This is a genomic window from Sulfitobacter sp. GN1-4, assembly GCF_055693825.1.
Genome location: NZ_JBVFUQ010000003.1, coordinates 2,195,059 through 2,211,120, shown reverse-complemented (window position 1 = coordinate 2,211,120; position 16,062 = coordinate 2,195,059). Strand labels below are relative to the sequence as shown.

The window sequence follows — 16,062 nt, the reverse complement described above, 5'->3', positions numbered from 1 at the left end:
TGTCAGGCCGGTTGAAGGTGACGTATCTGAGTGGAAAAATCGAGGGGTCTGGCCCGCAGCAGGTGCTGCGGACCAGTAGGGGAGTTTAGTTACAAGGGGCGGGGCCGTTGCTTACACCCTGGCAAAGTGCGTCTTTACCGATCCAACCAGCATCGACCACGACGGACAGGTTGTCAGCCGTGACCGGCACGGGTGCCAGGAAACGGGCCGTCATCTTGGTGCCACCGGGGCTTTCCCATTCGATGGCGTCACCGACGGCGGACATGTCGCCATCGCTGCCTGCCAAGGACACGGCAATCTCACCTGCGGCTTTGCCCAGCTCGCGCGCGTCTTTCCAGACAGACACGGTCTGCGTGCCCAGTGCCACACGGTTCAGCGCGGCGTGATCGCCGTCCTGGCCGGATACTGGAATGCCTTCCATGCCCTGAGCGGTCAGCGCCGCCACAACACCGCCGGCAGTACCGTCGTTGGAGGCCACAACCGCGTCAACGCCGTTGTCGTTTGCCGTCAGGATCTGTTCCATGTTGCGCTGCGCGTTGGCGGGCAGCCAGCCATCAGTATAGGCCTCATCAACGATGGTGATCTTGCCTGCATCAATCGCGTCCTGCAGCACCTCTTGCTGACCACCGCGCAGGAAGTCTGCGTTTGGATCGGTGGGAGAGCCTTTGATCATGACATAGCGGCCTTCAGGCTGCGCTGCGAGCACGGCGCGCGCCTGCATGCGGCCCACTTCGACGTTGTCGAATGTCAGATAAAAGGCGCGGCTGTCTTCGATCAGACGGTCATAGCCCACAACTGGAATGCCTTCCGCAGCGGCTGCGTCAACGGCTGGACCGATGGCGGCGCTGTCTTGGGCCAGGATGATCAGGGCATCAACGCCTTGTGCGATCAGGCTTTCAACATCCGAAAGCTGTTTTGCCGAAGAGGATTGCGCGTCTGCGGAGATGTATTTGGCCCCCGCGGCGTCCAGTGCAGCCTTGATTGCCGCTTCGTCTGTTTTCCAACGTTCTTCCTGGAAGTTCGACCAGCTTACGCCAACCGTCATACCGTGACCGTCAGCGTAAACGGTTGTCCCCAGGGACGTCGCCGTCAACGCAGCTGCCAAAAGCAGTTTCTTCATAAGTCTCTCCCTTGTTTGTATCGCCTGTCTCTCCTCAGGCGGTGCGAGTCGTCAAACCCGTCGCAGTAACCTCCCTTAAATTAATTTAGCTGTCAAAATAAAAAATTACAAAATCGCAAAATTTTTCTCGCCAACTGAAAATTTGCTGCCTAATCTGCGCGCAGAGGGCGAAATATTCGGTCTTGTGGTGAGGATTTAGCTTTGTCGGTAAATTTAATCTCAGAGAGTGTGCCAGACACCCAGGGCGAGGGCTGTGGCCCGCTGCTGCGGCACGGCCAACATTCACCGCGTCCTTTGCGCCAGCAGGTTTTTGAACTGGTTCGTGCCGAAGGCCACATCGCGCGAGCTGATATCACCAACGCCTTGGGGATCAGCGCAGGCTCGGCCACCACCCTAACGGCGGATCTGATCGCGGCTGGGTTTTTGCGTGAATTTGAACGTCTCCCCCGCGAACAGGGGCGGGGCCGGCCCAAGGTGGCCCTTGAGGTGGTGCCAGAAGCCGCCTTTGTCATTGGCGTGAAGCTCGCGTTCAAACGTCATACGGCAGTGTTGACTGATTTTGCGGGCCATGTCGTGGCCGATGCTGAGTTGCCGTCGTCAGACACACGGCGGTCTGTGTCGCTGCTGCTGGATGAAACAGAGGCCTTGATCCGAAAGCTGCTGGAAGGTGCCAACAAGACGCTGCGGGACGTCAAAGCGGTGGGCATTGGTCTGCCCGGTATCGTCGATCACCACTCCGGCAATGTGGTCTGGTCGTCGCTTTTGCAGACCCGCGAAGAGAATTTCATGACCGTGTGCCGCGACCGTTTGGGCCTGCCGGTGATGCTGGATAACGATGCCAACATGCTGACGCTGGCTGAGCTGTGGTTCGGGCAGGGGCGGGCGCTGTCTGATTTTGCGGTTGTTACTGTGGAAAGCGGCGTTGGGATGGGGCTGGTCCTGGGCAACCAGATTTACCGCGGGGCCCATGGCATGGGGCTGGAGCTTGGCCACACTAAGGTTCAGTTGGATGGCGCGCTGTGCCAATGCGGCCAACGCGGGTGCCTGGAGGCCTATTTGGCCGACTACGCGCTCACCCGTGAGGCGGCGACGGCCCTGGGGCAAAGCTTTGATAATTCCGAAAGCAACGCTGAAATTCTGGCCACCTTGTTTGCAAAAGCAAAAGAGGGCCATCCGGGCGCTGACACGATCTTTCGCAGGGCCAGCCGGTATTTGTCTTTGGGGCTGTCGAATGTGGTGCAACTCTTTGATCCTGCGCTGATTATCTTGTCTGGTGGGCGGCTGCATTATGCGGAGTTCTATGCCGAAGAGCTGATGGCCTCGATGCGGGATCTGACCCTGAACGAAGGCTGTCGGCCCTGTCAGGTGGCGATCAACGCCTGGGATGATTTGGTGTGGGCGCGGGGTGCCTCTGCTTTGGCATTGTCTGAGATGACCGCAACACTGATCGGCGGTGAGGCCCGCGCCGCGTGAGGCGGATGGCGCTGATCCTGGCGGTACTGGGGCAGGGGGCCACAGCGGCACCGCTCTTTGAAGACCGCTCCGATCAGGTGGCAGCGCATGTCTATGGCGGCGGATGGGAGCATTTCGTGGGCGGTGGATTGGCCGTTTTCGACTGCAACGCAGACGGCCTGCCCGAGATGTTTGCCGCAGGCGGTGCCAACCCTGCATCCCTGTTCATTAACAAGGGCGATTTCACTTTCGACCGTTTGGAACAAACCGATCTGACGGGCGTAACCGGGGCGTATCCGCTCAATGTCGACGGGGATGCGCATATGGATCTTTTCATCCTGCGCGCCGGACCGAATGTGCTGTTGCGGGGGCAGGGCAGCTGCAGGTTTTATGATGCTAGCGCTGAGTGGGCCCTTCCTGCGCTGCCGCAGTGGAGCACGGCGTTCACCGCCTGGTGGGATGTCGGTGCTGCTTTGCCCACCATGGCCATTGGCAACTATGTCGACCGGACGGATGCGGATGGCCCGTTTGAGGCCTGCGATACAAATCAAATCCTGCGCCCCAAAGATGGCGTCTATCAGTCCGAGGTGCTTGCACCGGGGTTTTGCCCCTTGTCCATGCTCGCCGCGCGCGACGCACGGGGACGGTTGAGCCTGCGGATTTCCAACGACCGACATTATTATGTGAAGGGCGGATTTGAGCAGATGTGGGACATCTCAGAGCGCCGCTTCTTGAATGAGGCCGACGGTTGGCCTGAGGTGTCGCTCTGGGGCATGGGGATTGCCAGCCGGGATTTGAACGGTGATGCCCGGGATGAGGTTATGCTGACCTCCATGGGGGATCAGGTGCTGCAGCTGGCCCAGCCCGATGGCAGCTATGTGGCGGCGCCTTTCGATATTGGCACCTATGCGCAACGGCCCCATACTGGCGGCGATGGGCGCCCTTCAACCGGTTGGCATGCGGAATTTGGCGATATTGACAATGATGGTCTGCCGGATTTGTTCCTGACCAAAGGCAACGTGGATCAAATGCCTGGCATGGCCACGCGTGATCCCAACAACCTGCTGATGCAGCAGCCAGATGGCCGGTTTGTAGAAACCGCGGCTGAGGCTGGCATCGCAAGCATGGCGCGATCGCGTGGCGGTGCCTTGGCCGATTTTGATGGCGACGGTCGGCTGGATATCGCGGTGGTGAACCGCCGTGCGGGCATGGAGCTTTACCGAAACGTTACGCAAGATGTTGGCAGTTGGATCGGTATCTCTTTGCGTCAGGTTGGACCGAATGTGGACGCCATCGGCGCGCGGATCAGCGTATCAGGGCAGGGCGCGCCGCAATCCGTTCAGGTTGTTGTAGGCGGAGGGCATGGGGGCGGCAAAACGGGCCCGCAGCACTTTGGTCTGGGCGATGATAAGGTGGTTGATGTCACGGTAATCTGGCCGGATGGCACGGAGAGTGTGCATCGGTTGGACTCCGGTGAAAATCACGTGATTTCATACCCCTAAGGGGCATATCTAAGGTATCGCAAGGCCGCTCGGTACGCGTTCCGGTATGCCTAGGCGGCCCTCGATTGCGGCGGGGTCGGTCAAGCTGTCCAGAAAGGCAATGATCGCTGCGATGTCACCATCACTTAAGGAAACGGGGGCGTGCTGTACCGCGTCCTTGATCGCCTGAGTTTGCTGTGGGTCATTGAGGATATCAAAGTCTGAGCCTTCAAAATCCGGCAGCACCGCCTGGGCCGGATCATAGCTTTCCAACCCTTTCACAGGATCCGCGTGGGCGGCAATGAAGACAGCCAGGTCCTTGTGCGCGCCCGCATGGCCATACGGCGCTGTCATCGTCACGTTGCGCAGCGACGGGGTGCGAAACGCATAGAGATCTTTGGGCGCACCAGTGACACGGAACCGGCCTTCATCCCGCTTGTGGTCTTGGAAATCGGCGGCTTTGCCCGGACCAATCTGTGGCGCACCCATCGCGTGAAACCTGTGATCTGTCTGGAATTTGCCCGCATGGCATGTGGCGCATTCAGCGGGGCCATAGAACAGATCCATCCCAGCTTGGGCCTGCGCGCTCAGCGTTGTTTCACCGCGCAGATAGGCGTCAAAAGGTGCGGTGTCTGAGCGCCATTCAAAGGCCATGAAAACCGCAATGGCGTTTGAAATATCCGTAAAACCAATGTCTTCCGGGCCATCTATATGCGGATAGACAGTCTGAAACTGTTGCGCATATTGCTCTATGCCGCCCACGCGGCGCGCCAAAAGATCCCATGCGCCACCGGGGCCTGCGATGCGGCCTTGGCGTACGGCTTTGGCCACATCGTTTTCCTTGTAGGATCCTGCCATCTCATCCCGGCTAAGCACCGGAAACATCGTTTGCGCCGACAGCACAGACGCGAAGCCCGCCGTCATGTCCGCGTCCATCGGTGTGCGCATGCCGTTGGGATGATCTGGATCGGCTTGCAAACGGCCATCATGAAACATCACCGTGAATTCCCGCGCGCCGAGGTTGAACAAGCCGGGCGCATTGCGCGGGATGCGTTTCTCTGGCCAATTGTCAGGATCGGCGCGGCGCGCCGGTCCCAGGCCGATGCCGCCATCGCCAAAGGACAGCGACACGCCATCAGCCGTCGCGAACTTGGGGTGATGGCAGGTGGCACAGGCGACGGTGCGGTTGCCTGACAGGATGGGATCATAAAACAACATCTGACCCAAGAGCGCTTCTTCGTAGCGGACGGGCAGATAATCGGCATCGGTGATGGCGTCGGGCAATCCATTCGCCACCGCGCCAGTCGCGGACATAGCAAAGCAGAAAGAGATCAGTGCAACGCGCATATCGAAGCCCTTGTTGTTTCTTCGCGAAGGTGCCCAATGGCGCGCGGGCAATCAATCCCATTTGCTGTGCATATTGCGGCTTTGCACGGATGGTGCATTTCAAAACGTCTGTTTTGATCTATGTTAGGGGCAGATAGGCGAAGGCCTTGGTTTCAAGGCCATTTCTACACAGGTTAAATTTACATAATACTGATTATTCGATTTAGATGTTGGATCCGTGGCACATCCCCCATCCAAATCTCACATCCTCTGGACAGGTCATCAAGTGCGGCATTAACGTCGCGAAAACGCTGTGAGCCGATATGTCCTCAATTCTGATTCTAAACGGTCCAAACCTCAACCTGCTGGGAACACGCCAGCCAGAGGTCTATGGCACGACAACGCTGGCTGACATCGAAGCGATGTGCCACCAGGCCGCCGAAGGTCTGGGTGTTGAGGTTGCTTTCGCGCAAAGCAATCACGAAGGAACGCTGATAGATCAGATACATGCGGCCAAAGACAAACATGCTGGCATCGTGCTGAACGCTGGCGCTTATACACATACCTCCATCGCTTTGATGGATGCCATCGCCAGTGTGGAACTGCCCGTGGTTGAGCTGCATCTGAGCAATGTCCACGCGCGTGAGCCGTTTCGGCACACATCCTACATTGCCCCTGTGTCACTTGGTCTTATTTGCGGGTTCGGCGCGCATGGCTATGTTCTGGCGCTGACGGCTATCACAGAACATGTATCAAAAGCATGAGCTTACGAGACTATCTTCACACTATTGCGCATTGCCCCACAATCGAAGAGCTGTGGGACGCGCATGTGGTCAAAATGGCCGACTATGGCTTTGATCGTCTGATCTATGGTTTCACAAGATACCGCACGTCCACCTCCCTCGGCGATCCTGAGGATTTTGTCATTCTGACCAACCACAGCCGCGACTATACGGATGAATTTCTGGGCGGCGGGCTGTATTACCATGCGCCCATGGTGCGGTGGGCCCTCACCCATGATGGGGCCTGCAGTTGGACGGTCATGCACGATATGGCCCGCGAACGGGCGATGACAGCGGCAGAGCAAGCTGTGGTGGCCTTTAACCAACGTATGGGCGTGACGGCCGGGTATACGGTGAGCTTCAAGTCGATCTCCAACCGCTCCAAAGGGGCGATTGCGCTAACGGCCAAGGAAGGCATGTCGCAAGAGGATGTCGACAAGGTGTGGGCCAAACATGGGGACGACATCAAATTGATGAATGACATCGCTCATCTCAAAATCCTCACCCTGCCCTACACCGCGCCCAACCGCACCTTGACCCGGCGCCAGCGCGAAGCGCTTGAATGGGTTGGGGATGGCAAAACCATGCAGGACATCGCGGTCTTGATGGGGTTAACGGCTGCCACGGTGGAAAAGCACCTGCGCCTCGCGCGCGAAGCGCTGGCGGTTGAAACGACCGCACAGGCTGTGATGAAAGCCGCTTTCGCCAATCAGATGTTCATCATGGATGCCTGAGGATCGTCAGATCTGACAAAAGCTGCGGCTTATTCCCCTTGGTTTCTCAAATTTTACCAAAGGGTAAGGAATCCCTGACTGGTGAGAAGCATGGTTCTGACGCAAGGTTAACCTGTTCCGTCCAACGGGTTAAACTCTGGGAACAACTGCTCGTAACCCCTTGTGATTGCAAGGCTCTTGCGGGTACCGGATGTGTCTGGGTGTATTGATCCGCCTAGACCGCCGGAACAAATAAGCATCGGGGTCCCCGCCCCGGTCAAAGGCGGATCCTGCGGCAGCGGGGTCCGTCTTTTCGTTTTGAGCTGGCTTTGGCCAAGCAGGGTCCCGTCCCCTCTCCCGGTCAAGTCACACAACAAAAAAGGGCGGCACCCGAAGGTCCCGCCCTTTTGGAAAATATCGGATCAGGCTTAGCCCTGAGCAGCTTTTGCCACCTCAGCGGCAAAGTCTTCTTTAACCACTTCGATGCCTTCGCCCACTTCCAGACGTACGAAACCAGTGATCTTGGCCCCTGCTTCTTCGGCGGCTGCGGCCACTGTCACGTCGGGGTTCACGACGAATTGCTGGTTGACCAGCGTGATCTCGGACATGAATTTCTTCATGCGGCCCACGATCATCTTTTCGATGACCTGCTCGGGCTTGCCGGATTCGCGGGCGATGTCCATCTGGACCTGCTTTTCCTTCTCAACCACCGCTGGGTCGAGGTCATCTTCGGACAAGGAAGCAGGGTTGGTTGCGGCGATGTGCATCGCAACCTGCTTACCGAACGCCTCGTCGCCACCGGTCATTGCGACCAGCACGCCGATGTTGCCCATGCCAGCCGTTGCTGCGTTGTGCACATAAGAAACAACGGTTTCGCCATCGACAGACGCCATGCGGCGCAGGGTCATGTTCTCACCCACGGTGGCAATCGCGTCTGTCACAACGGTCTCAACGGGCTTGCCGTCGATCTCAGCTGCTTTCAGTGCGTCAACGTCAGCCACACCCATGGCCGCATCTGCGATGCTGGCAACCATGGCTTGGAAGTCGGCGTTTTTCGCAACAAAGTCGGTCTCAGAGTTCACCTCAACCGCAACACCGTGACCGCCTTCAACCTTAACGGCCACCAGGCCTTCGGCTGCGGTACGGCCGGATTTCTTGGCCGCTTTGGCCAGACCCTTGGTGCGCAGCCAATCTACCGCTGCTTCCATGTCGCCATCATTCTCAGTGAGCGCCTTTTTGGCGTCCATCATGCCTGCGCCCGTGCTGTCGCGCAGTTCTTTCACCATAGATGCTGTAATCGCCATCTCTTGGTTCTCCTGTTCGTAAGTGATTTGGAGGCAGGTATCCCCTGCCCCCGTTTCAAGCGCGTGACAGCCGAGTTATTCGGCTGTTGCTTCTGCTGGGGCTTCGGCGGGGGCCTCTTCGGCCAGCGCTTCCTCAGCGGGAGCTTCTTCCATTGCACCCAAATCAACACCGGCGGCACCCAGCTGAGCGGACATGCCGTCCAGGGCTGCGCGCGCTGCCAGATCGCAGTAAAGCGAGATGGCGCGGGCCGCGTCGTCGTTGCCTGGGATGATGTAGTCGATGCCATCGGGCGAGCAGTTGGTGTCAACCACAGCCACAACCGGGATGCCCAGTTTGTTGGCTTCGGCCACGGCCAGCGCTTCTTTCTTGACGTCGATGACGAAGATCAGGTCAGGACGGCCGCCCATTTCGCGGATACCACCCAAAGACGCCTGCAGCTTGCCCTGGTCACGTTCCATGCCCAGACGCTCTTTCTTGGTTAGGCCTTCAAAGCCACGCTCAGCCTGCTCATCAATCGCTTTCAGGCGGTTGATGGACTGGGACACGGTCTGCCAGTTGGTCAGCGTGCCACCGAGCCAGCGGTGGTTCATGTAATACTGTGCGCATTTCTCTGCCGCCTCAGCGATGGGGCCAGAGGCCTGACGCTTGGTGCCAACAAAGAGGATGCTGCCGCCCTTGGCGACGGTGTCACGGATCGCTGTCAGCGCCTGGTCCAGCATTGGAACAGTTTGCGTCAGGTCCATGATGTGGATGCCATTGCGCGCGCCATAGATGAACGGACCCATGCGGGGGTTCCAACGCTGCGTCTGGTGGCCGAAGTGTACGCCTGCTTCAAGCAATTGGCGCATGGAGAACTCTGGAAGAGCCATGTCTCATTTCCTTTCCGGTTTAGCCTCATCGGGGGTATGAACCAAGTGGTCCAACCGGCGGACGTTTAAGGATGTCTCCCTCAAAGGCCCAACCCCGACTGCGGGTTTGAATGCGCGGCGTATAAGACACCCGCGCGTTTCGCACAAGGGCAAAACGCCCGCCTCCGCGACCCCCGCGATTTCCATAGACAGGGCGACAGATTCAGCGCAGTGTTTTCCCGATAATTAACGAAATCCGAGGATGCATCACCCCATGTTCACACGTGCCCTATCCCTAACAGCGTTTCTAATGGCCGGAAGCGCATTTGCCGCCCCCGTTACGCTGACCCCGGCAGATCCCCAACCCTCTGCGGGCCAACTGGCCCAAGGTTTGGCTGTTGAATATGCCTATCCAGGGGATGTGCGCACGCTGGCGGATGCAAACAAGGCTCTGCGCAAAGGCAAGGCAGGGCCGCCGCTGAAAGGTCTGTCCTATCTGGATAACGATGAGGGTGATTTGGCGTTGACGTCAAAGAAGGCCCAAAAAGTCGCGGCCTCCATCAGCGGCTATGTCCGTTTTGACACCGCAGGCACCTATGAAATCGAATTCGTCAGCAATGACGGCATCGCAGCCAGCATCGGTGGCCAGCCTGTGGCGCTTTACGATGAGATCCATGCCTGTGAGCCTGCTGGCGTCCAAGAGGTGATCGTGCCCACCGCCGGTTGGTATGCGCTGGAGGCCACTTATTTTCAGCGCAAAGGCACGGCCTGTCTGATGATGGACTGGAATGTAGGTGGCCGCATGGGCCCGGTGCCAGACAGCGCCTTTGCCTTCAAGAAGTAACGTTTTCAGCCGCATTCAGATGCCCGCGCCGAACTGCATCTTCGCAGGCGCGGGCTAGTGCTTTGCGGTCGGGATAATCTGACACTTTCAAGGGTGGGTGATAGACCACAGTGATCCGCCCCTGCCGCACTGGTGCAAGTGTGCTCAGCAGATGCGGCGCAAAATCCATATCCCCCCACCAGCCATAAAACCGCTTATCCGCCCCTTTGGGCGCTTCAAAATTCACGGTGACCGGCTGGATTGAGATCTCATCTCTCAGCCCTTCGGCCATGAACGCCTCAAAAAGTGTGGTCTTGAAGGGCAACACCCGCAGGCCATCGGTGCTGGTCCCTTCTGGAAAGAACAGCAGCTTGTGCCCGGCCAAGAGCCGTTCTTGAAACAGTTCCGTCTGTTCCTTCGCTCGGGTGCGGTTGCGTTCGATAAAGACCGTGCCCGTGGCCCGCGCCAGCCAGCCGATGCCCGGCCATCCCGCCACTTCGGATTTGGAGACAAAGTAGATCCGCTTGGCGGCGTTCAGCGCAAAGATGTCGAGCCATGAGGAATGATTTGCCACCACGCCGCCCCTGCCCGTCATGGGCTGGCCTTGCACCGCGTAGCGGATGCCCAGGATCATCAGCGCGCCCCGGCAGACCGCTTGGGTAATATAGGGCGTCACAGGTCGGTGCCAGCCGCAAATCGGGCGTTCCACCAGCCGCACTGCCAGCAACAGCGCCAAACCGCCAAACACCAGCACCGCCAGCGGAGGCGCGCGCAAGGCCACACGCAGCCATCCTAGGGCGGTGATCCGGCTGTCTGTCGGGGGCTCGTTATCGTTCCAGGTTGTGCTCATGATACACCACCATAGATCCGGGCCTGACGTTCGGGCATATCTTGCGTGTCGAGGATCAGGCAGACGTCGGTGGTGTTGAATTCATGATCAATAAACGCGCCCTCGCCCACTTTGCCGCCTGCGCGCAGATAGGCTTTGATCAGGCTTGGCATCTGTAGCAGCGCCGCCTTGCGGTCGATGTCTGCGGCGGGCAGCAGATCCATCGATTGAAAAGCCGCCTCATGCGCTTTGACCCGCAGCTGCGGTGCGGCCAGGTGGCTGTGGTGTAGAAAGGACAGCGGCTGGCGCAGGGCCGCGGCGTCCGTGCCGTGAAAGCTGGCCACACCAAACAGCACTTCGATATCGTGGGTTTTGGCATAGCTGTGCAGCCCCGACCAAAGCGCGTGCAAACCCAACCCGCCCCGATAGGGCTTTTTCAGACAAGACCGTCCCAATTCCAGTATTCGCCGCCCCGAAGCCATGAGCGGTGCCAGATCATATTCAGCGGCAGTATAGTAACGCCCCGCCTTTGCCGCCTGTTCGGGCCGCATCAAACGGTATACGCCCACAACCTCTTGGGCGGGCTGGTCAATCAACAGCATGTGGTCGAAATAGGGATCAAGCGCATCCCGTTCCAACCGCTCATCGTGGTTCACCAGATGCCCGCTGCCCCCCAGCTCTTCGACAAAAACCTCATAGCGCAAGCGTTGTGCTGCGTGCAGATCGGCCTCCGTTTCAGCCAGCCGGACAAGAAAGTCTGTGGAGGTCATCGGTGCATGGCCCAGCGTTGATCTGTCGGAGCGTGGCGCGGTGATAGGTAAATCACGCCAAGATCGCAACACTTGCAAGGTTCGTCAGAATGATGCATCTTAAAGTTGAGTAAACAGGAGGCGTTTCGCCATTAACCATTTGGCAAGCATCTTCAGTCATCAAAAACCGGGAGAAGGCCAATGCGGAAACTGTCGATGACGATCTTACCTTCATCCCTGAAATTGACGGTGATCCGGCCCGCAATGTTGCTTTGCACCTGCCCCACACCCCAATCGGGCTGGTCTGGGTGGCGCACAAGCATGCCGGGCGTCAGCATTGCATTCAGATCGTCCATGCGTCTCTCCTTTTGCCGCGTGCCAATCTGATGGGGGCCGAGGCGACAAATCTGGCGGCGCTGATTGGCAGCCGCATCTGTCACGATCTCATATCCCCGATTGGAGCCATCAACAACGGGTTGGAATTGCTCAGCATGTCGGGCAACCCGGCGGGTCCGGAAATGGGGCTGATCGGTGAAAGCGTCGACAACGCCAGCGCGCGCATCCGTTTCTTTCGCGTGGCCTTTGGGGCGGCGGGCGAACAACTGCTGGGCCCGGCTGAGGTTCGCTCAATCCTGCGCGATCTTTACGAAGGCGGTCGGCTCAACATCCACTGGCGTGTTGAACCCCCAGCCCCGCGTGCCGAGGTGAGGTTGGTGTTCCTAGGGCTTTTGTGCATGGAAAGCGCCCTGCCCTATGGCGGCGATATCACCATCACTGAGCAAGAAGGCAGCTGGCTTTTGGCCGCCACTGCCGACCGGGTGAATGCCGATCCGCTCTATTGGGGCCATCTGACGGGCCAGGTTCAAGATGGTGAGATCCTGCCCTCGCACGTCCAATTTGCGCTGTTGCCCTTGCTGGTGGCTGATATGGATCGTGCGGCTTCGTTTGAGGCGACAGAAACCAAGCTGTCGCTGACGTTCTGAGGCTATAAACCCTTTGGGTGGCGCTTGCGAAGCGCCCCGCAAGCTGCCGAAAACACTGTATGTTGATAGGCTTTCAGGGCGCGTAGCTATTCACCCTTCTTTAAATCCAAACTTAAAAGCCATTTGATATCAACGACTCCAACGGCTTCGTTGATCTAACACATTCACCCCGCACCAGACCGCGCTTTACGCGCGGACCGTGCCATCACCGCGCACCAGGTATTTGAAACTGGTCAGCTGTGCCGCGCCCACTGGACCGCGTGCATGCATCTTGCCGGTCGCGATGCCAATCTCAGCCCCCATGCCGAATTCCCCGCCGTCGGCGAATTGGGTCGAGGCGTTGTGCATCAAAATGGCGGAATCCAACTGGTTCATGAAACCCGCGGCAACGCCCGCGTCCTCAGTGATCACGCAATCGGTGTGGTTGGATCCAAATCTGCGGATGTGGTCGATGGCCTCATCCAGATTTGCCACTGTTTTGGCGGAAATGATCATGTCCAGATGCTCTTTGCCCCAGTCATCCTCAGTGGCGGGAGTGACGCCTGCGATGTCTTGCAAAGCCGCATCGCCGCGCACCTCAACCCCAGCGTCCATCAAGGCCCGCACAACGCCCTGGCCGATCGTCTTGGCGATGTCTTCATGGATCAACAAACACTCAGCCGCGCCGCAAATGCCCGTGCGTCGGGTTTTGGCGTTCAAAACGATCTTGAGCGCTTTTTCAGGATCGGCAGCAGCATCGATATAGATGTGCACAATCCCTTCAAGGTGTGCAAAAACAGGAACCCGCGCTTCGCGCTGAACCAGTCCAACCAGCCCCTTGCCGCCGCGTGGTACGATCACATCAATGGTGTCAGTCATGGTCAGCATTTCCTGAACCGCGGCGCGGTCACGGGTGGGCACCAGCTGTACCGCATCCTCAGGAAGGCCAGCGTCGCGCAACCCTTGCTGCAGGCAGGCTTGAATGGCGCGTGAGGAATGCAGGCTTTCAGAACCGCCACGCAGGATGACCGCGTTGCCCGCTTTCAAACACAGCGCCCCGGCATCGGCTGTGACGTTGGGCCGGCTTTCATAGATCACGCCGATGACACCCAAGGGCGTGCGCACGCGTTCAATGCTCAGACCCGTTGGCTGTTCCCAGCTGGCGATCACCTCGCCTACGGGATCGGCTTGTTCGGCAACGCTGCGCAGCCCGTCCACCATGCCTTGCACGCGCGCCTCATCCAGCATTAGCCGGTCCAGCATCGCATCTGACAAACCCTTGTCCCGGCCAAACTCCATGTCCTTGGCGTTGGCCTCCAGGATGTCTGCGCGGTTTTTCCAAACGGCCTCAGCCGCGCTGACCAGTGCGGCGTGCTTTCGTTCAGCGGTGGCGCTTGCCAAAACAGCCGCCGCCGCCCTGGCGCGCGCGCCAAGGTCCGCCATCAGTTCGGAGATATTATCGTTATCTTTCATTGGCCTGCGCCTCTTATCTAAAGTATCAAGTGAAGTGCGGTTTGCCTATGGGTCGAGCGAGAGTGCCATATCATCGCGGTGAATCAAAGCGGCCCGTCCCGGATAGCCCAGCAAATTCTCAATCTCAGCGCTTTGATGGCCTGCGATTTTGCGCGCCTCCTCAAAGGCATAGCGGCTGAGCCCGGAGCCAATGGTGCGCCCCGCCGGATCAAGCAGCGCGATGCTGTCGCCGCGTCCAAAGGGCCCGGTCACCTGTGTCACACCCGCAGGCAGCAGCGATTTCCCCCGCTTGAGCGCGCCCACAGCCCCCGCATCGAGCGACACCGCACCGCGCGGTTTCATCGCCGCGATCCAGCGTTTGCGCGCGGCTTGTGGGTCGGTCTGCGCGGTAAACCAAGTGGCCTGCGCCCCACCCTGCAACGCTTGCAACGGCCGCATAACGGATCCTTCGGTGATGGCCATCGCACAGCCTGCCGCAGTGGCCGTCTTGGCCGCCATCAGCTTGGTCTTCATGCCGCCCTTGCTTAGGCCAGAACCGGCATCACCGGCCATCGCCTCAATCTCGGGCGTGATGGCATCGATGACGTCATAGCGCGTCGCCGCAGGATCATCGGCGGGGTTGGCAGAGTAGAAGCCATCGACATCAGACAGCAGGATCAGCCGGTCCGCCCCCACGGTGACAGCAATCTGCGCGGCCAGTCGGTCATTGTCGCCAAAGCGGATTTCATCGGTGGCGACGGTGTCATTCTCATTCACGATGGGCACCACGCCAAGGCTGAGCAGTTGCTCCAATGTCGCGCGACTGTTGAGATAGCGCCGGCGGTCGGCGCTGTCCTCAAGCGTGACAAGCACTTGGGCCGTTGTGATGCCGTGGGGGGCGAGCGCCTCTTCATAGGCGCGGGCCAGCCGGATCTGGCCTACGGCGGCGGCGGCTTGGGATTGTTCCAATGCCAAGGGGGTTGGCGGCAGGCCCAAAACCCCGCGCCCCAACGCGATGGAGCCTGAAGACACCAGCACAACATCGCAGCCTAAGCCCTTGAGCCAATGCACATCTTTTGCCAAGGCGCGCAGCCAATCGTCGCGCAGATCACCGCTTGATTTATCCACCAACAGCGCAGAGCCGATTTTGACGACAATGCGCTTGGCTGCCGTCAGGGATGCCATGGCTCTGTGTCCTCAACAGGTTTTTGGCGCAACCGGTCTTCATCAATCTCAGACCGCAGGGCGCGGAGCACTTCCGTCACGCCGTCACGGGCCACACCTGACATCATCATCACGGGGCCACTTACAGCATTTTCCAATTCTTTACAGGCCTCTACACGCTCTTCCTCATCAAGCGCATCAATCTTGTTCAAGACGGTGATCCGAGGCTTTTCGGCCAGATCGCCGCCGTAGGCTTCAAGCTCTGTGATGATGGTCTGGTAATCCTCGGCAATCGTCTCCGACGTGCCGTCAACCAGGTGCAGCAGAACGGCGCAGCGCTCCACATGGCCCAGGAACAGATCACCCAGCCCCCGCCCCTCAGAGGCACCCTCGATCAGGCCGGGGATATCGGCCACGACAAATTCCGCATTGTCCACGCCCACCACGCCCAGGTTGGGATGCAGCGTGGTAAAGGGGTAATCGGCGATCTTGGGCCGCGCATTGGAGGTGGCGGCCAGAAAGGTGGATTTACCCGCGTTGGGCAGGCCCAGCAGGCCCACATCCGCGATCAGCTTCAGGCGCAGCCACAGCGTCCGTTCCACCCCGTCTTGACCGGGGTTGGAGCGCCGTGGCGCTTGGTTGGTGGCAGATTTAAAGTGCAGGTTGCCCCAGCCCCCGTTCCCGCCGCGCGCCAGCTCAACACGCTGGCCGACTTCGGTGATGTCCGCGATCACGGTTTCCTGATCTTCGTCCAGGATCTCAGTTCCCACCGGCACGCGCAGCACGATGTCATCGCCATCCTTGCCGGTGCGCTGTTTGCCCATGCCGGGCTGGCCGTTCTTGGCAAAGAAATGCTGCTGGTAGCGAAAGTCGATTAGCGTGTTCAACCCGTCCACGGCTTCAACCCAGACCGAGCCGCCTTTGCCGCCATCCCCGCCATCGGGGCCGCCGTACTCAATGTATTTTTCGCGCCGGAACGAAATACAGCCGCCCCCGCCCGCGCCGGAGCGGACATAGACTTTGCACAGGTCAAGGAACTTCATGGGATGGCCTTTC

General features: G+C 59.2%; 16 protein-coding genes. 6 read left to right on the top strand and 10 right to left on the bottom strand.

Features of this window, described 5'->3' with window-relative positions; all coding sequences use genetic code 11:
- Nucleotides 1-85 precede the first annotated feature (85 nt).
- Nucleotides 86-1,120 carry a D-xylose ABC transporter substrate-binding protein gene (gene xylF, locus ACZ1HM_RS11470; protein ID WP_472742893.1) on the bottom strand — a complete coding sequence of 345 codons (1,035 nt, stop codon included), beginning with the start codon at nt 1,118-1,120 and terminating at the stop codon, nt 86-88.
- 201 nt (nt 1,121-1,321) lie between these two features.
- Here xylF and ACZ1HM_RS11465 point away from each other — a divergent pair, with 201 nt between their 5' ends.
- Both ACZ1HM_RS11465 and ACZ1HM_RS11460 read left to right on the top strand, forming a co-directional pair.
- Complete coding sequence (locus tag ACZ1HM_RS11465; RefSeq protein WP_472742892.1) at nt 1,322-2,593, top strand: ROK family protein; 1,272 nt, start codon at nt 1,322-1,324, stop codon at nt 2,591-2,593.
- Between the two features lie 5 nt (nt 2,594-2,598).
- A complete protein-coding gene (locus ACZ1HM_RS11460) occupies nt 2,599-4,074 on the top strand; it encodes a CRTAC1 family protein (protein WP_472742891.1) in 1,476 nt (491 codons plus the stop codon).
- Between the two features lie 9 nt (nt 4,075-4,083).
- Here the strand turns inward: ACZ1HM_RS11460 and ACZ1HM_RS11455 are convergent, their stop codons facing one another.
- Nucleotides 4,084-5,400, bottom strand: coding sequence for a cytochrome-c peroxidase (locus ACZ1HM_RS11455; protein ID WP_472742890.1), 1,317 nt, complete (start codon nt 5,398-5,400; stop codon nt 4,084-4,086).
- A gap of 302 nt (nt 5,401-5,702) precedes the next feature.
- On the opposite strand from ACZ1HM_RS11455, the gene aroQ reads away from it, so the two are divergent.
- Complete coding sequence (gene aroQ / locus ACZ1HM_RS11450) at nt 5,703-6,143, top strand: type II 3-dehydroquinate dehydratase (protein ID WP_472742889.1); 441 nt, start codon at nt 5,703-5,705, stop codon at nt 6,141-6,143.
- Nucleotides 6,140-6,895, top strand: a complete 756-nt coding sequence (locus ACZ1HM_RS11445; protein ID WP_472742888.1) for a LuxR family transcriptional regulator — start codon at nt 6,140-6,142, stop codon at nt 6,893-6,895. Before aroQ ends, ACZ1HM_RS11445 begins: the two co-directional genes overlap by 4 nt.
- Nucleotides 6,896-7,302: 407 nt before the next feature.
- Here the strand turns inward: ACZ1HM_RS11445 and tsf are convergent, their stop codons facing one another.
- Nucleotides 7,303-8,178, bottom strand: coding sequence for a translation elongation factor Ts (gene tsf, locus ACZ1HM_RS11440; RefSeq protein ID WP_472742887.1), 876 nt, complete (start codon nt 8,176-8,178; stop codon nt 7,303-7,305).
- Nucleotides 8,179-8,253: 75 nt separating this feature from the next.
- Nucleotides 8,254-9,048, bottom strand: a complete 795-nt coding sequence (gene rpsB / locus ACZ1HM_RS11435) for a 30S ribosomal protein S2 (RefSeq protein WP_472742886.1) — start codon at nt 9,046-9,048, stop codon at nt 8,254-8,256.
- Between the two features lie 289 nt (nt 9,049-9,337).
- Between rpsB and ACZ1HM_RS11430 the strand changes: the two genes are divergently transcribed.
- Nucleotides 9,338-9,871, top strand: coding sequence for a PA14 domain-containing protein (locus ACZ1HM_RS11430; RefSeq protein ID WP_472742885.1), 534 nt, complete (start codon nt 9,338-9,340; stop codon nt 9,869-9,871).
- On the opposite strand, the gene olsA is transcribed toward ACZ1HM_RS11430, so the two are convergent.
- From olsA to ACZ1HM_RS11415, 3 genes are all read right to left on the bottom strand, one after another.
- A complete protein-coding gene (gene olsA, locus ACZ1HM_RS11425) occupies nt 9,861-10,700 on the bottom strand; it encodes a lyso-ornithine lipid O-acyltransferase (RefSeq protein ID WP_472742884.1) in 840 nt (279 codons plus the stop codon). The two genes, ACZ1HM_RS11430 and olsA, sit on opposite strands and share 11 nt — an antisense overlap.
- Entirely contained in the window at nt 10,697-11,449 is a 753-nt protein-coding gene (gene olsB, locus ACZ1HM_RS11420; protein WP_472742883.1) for an L-ornithine N(alpha)-acyltransferase, read from the bottom strand. The genes olsA and olsB overlap by 4 nt, the downstream gene beginning before the upstream one ends.
- A 152-nt stretch (nt 11,450-11,601) precedes the next feature.
- Nucleotides 11,602-11,784 carry a DUF3553 domain-containing protein gene (locus tag ACZ1HM_RS11415; RefSeq protein WP_472742882.1) on the bottom strand — a complete coding sequence of 61 codons (183 nt, stop codon included), beginning with the start codon at nt 11,782-11,784 and terminating at the stop codon, nt 11,602-11,604.
- Between the two features lie 12 nt (nt 11,785-11,796).
- Here ACZ1HM_RS11415 and ACZ1HM_RS11410 point away from each other — a divergent pair, with 12 nt between their 5' ends.
- Complete coding sequence (locus ACZ1HM_RS11410) at nt 11,797-12,411, top strand: histidine phosphotransferase family protein (protein WP_472742881.1); 615 nt, start codon at nt 11,797-11,799, stop codon at nt 12,409-12,411.
- A 186-nt stretch (nt 12,412-12,597) separates the two neighbouring features.
- Here the strand turns inward: ACZ1HM_RS11410 and ACZ1HM_RS11405 are convergent, their stop codons facing one another.
- The 3 genes from ACZ1HM_RS11405 to obgE are packed head-to-tail and all read right to left on the bottom strand — an operon-like array spanning nt 12,598 to nt 16,049.
- Nucleotides 12,598-13,863, bottom strand: a complete 1,266-nt coding sequence (locus tag ACZ1HM_RS11405) for a glutamate-5-semialdehyde dehydrogenase (RefSeq protein WP_472742880.1) — start codon at nt 13,861-13,863, stop codon at nt 12,598-12,600.
- Nucleotides 13,864-13,908: 45 nt separating this feature from the next.
- Nucleotides 13,909-15,027 (bottom strand): glutamate 5-kinase, encoded by a 1,119-nt coding sequence (gene proB / locus ACZ1HM_RS11400; RefSeq protein WP_472742879.1) that lies wholly within the window; start codon nt 15,025-15,027, stop codon nt 13,909-13,911.
- On the bottom strand, nt 15,015-16,049 hold the full coding sequence (obgE, locus tag ACZ1HM_RS11395; RefSeq protein WP_472742878.1) for a GTPase ObgE: 1,035 nt from the start codon (nt 16,047-16,049) through the stop codon (nt 15,015-15,017). Before obgE ends, proB begins: the two co-directional genes overlap by 13 nt.
- Nucleotides 16,050-16,062 lie beyond the last annotated feature (13 nt).

Coding starts and splice junctions, on each gene's coding strand:
- xylF (WP_472742893.1), bottom strand. CDS start 1,120: ATGAAGAAACTGCTTTTGGCAGCTGCGTTGACGGCGACGTCCCTGGGG.
- ACZ1HM_RS11460 (WP_472742891.1), top strand. CDS start 2,599: ATGGCGCTGATCCTGGCGGTACTGGGGCAGGGGGCCACAGCGGCACCG.
- ACZ1HM_RS11455 (WP_472742890.1), bottom strand. CDS start 5,400: ATGCGCGTTGCACTGATCTCTTTCTGCTTTGCTATGTCCGCGACTGGC.
- aroQ (WP_472742889.1), top strand. CDS start 5,703: ATGTCCTCAATTCTGATTCTAAACGGTCCAAACCTCAACCTGCTGGGA.
- ACZ1HM_RS11445 (WP_472742888.1), top strand. CDS start 6,140: ATGAGCTTACGAGACTATCTTCACACTATTGCGCATTGCCCCACAATC.
- tsf (WP_472742887.1), bottom strand. CDS start 8,178: ATGGCGATTACAGCATCTATGGTGAAAGAACTGCGCGACAGCACGGGC.
- rpsB (WP_472742886.1), bottom strand. CDS start 9,048: ATGGCTCTTCCAGAGTTCTCCATGCGCCAATTGCTTGAAGCAGGCGTA.
- ACZ1HM_RS11430 (WP_472742885.1), top strand. CDS start 9,338: ATGGCCGGAAGCGCATTTGCCGCCCCCGTTACGCTGACCCCGGCAGAT.
- olsA (WP_472742884.1), bottom strand. CDS start 10,700: ATGAGCACAACCTGGAACGATAACGAGCCCCCGACAGACAGCCGGATC.
- olsB (WP_472742883.1), bottom strand. CDS start 11,449: ATGACCTCCACAGACTTTCTTGTCCGGCTGGCTGAAACGGAGGCCGAT.
- ACZ1HM_RS11415 (WP_472742882.1), bottom strand. CDS start 11,784: ATGGACGATCTGAATGCAATGCTGACGCCCGGCATGCTTGTGCGCCAC.
- ACZ1HM_RS11405 (WP_472742880.1), bottom strand. CDS start 13,863: ATGAAAGATAACGATAATATCTCCGAACTGATGGCGGACCTTGGCGCG.
- proB (WP_472742879.1), bottom strand. CDS start 15,027: ATGGCATCCCTGACGGCAGCCAAGCGCATTGTCGTCAAAATCGGCTCT.
- obgE (WP_472742878.1), bottom strand. CDS start 16,049: ATGAAGTTCCTTGACCTGTGCAAAGTCTATGTCCGCTCCGGCGCGGGC.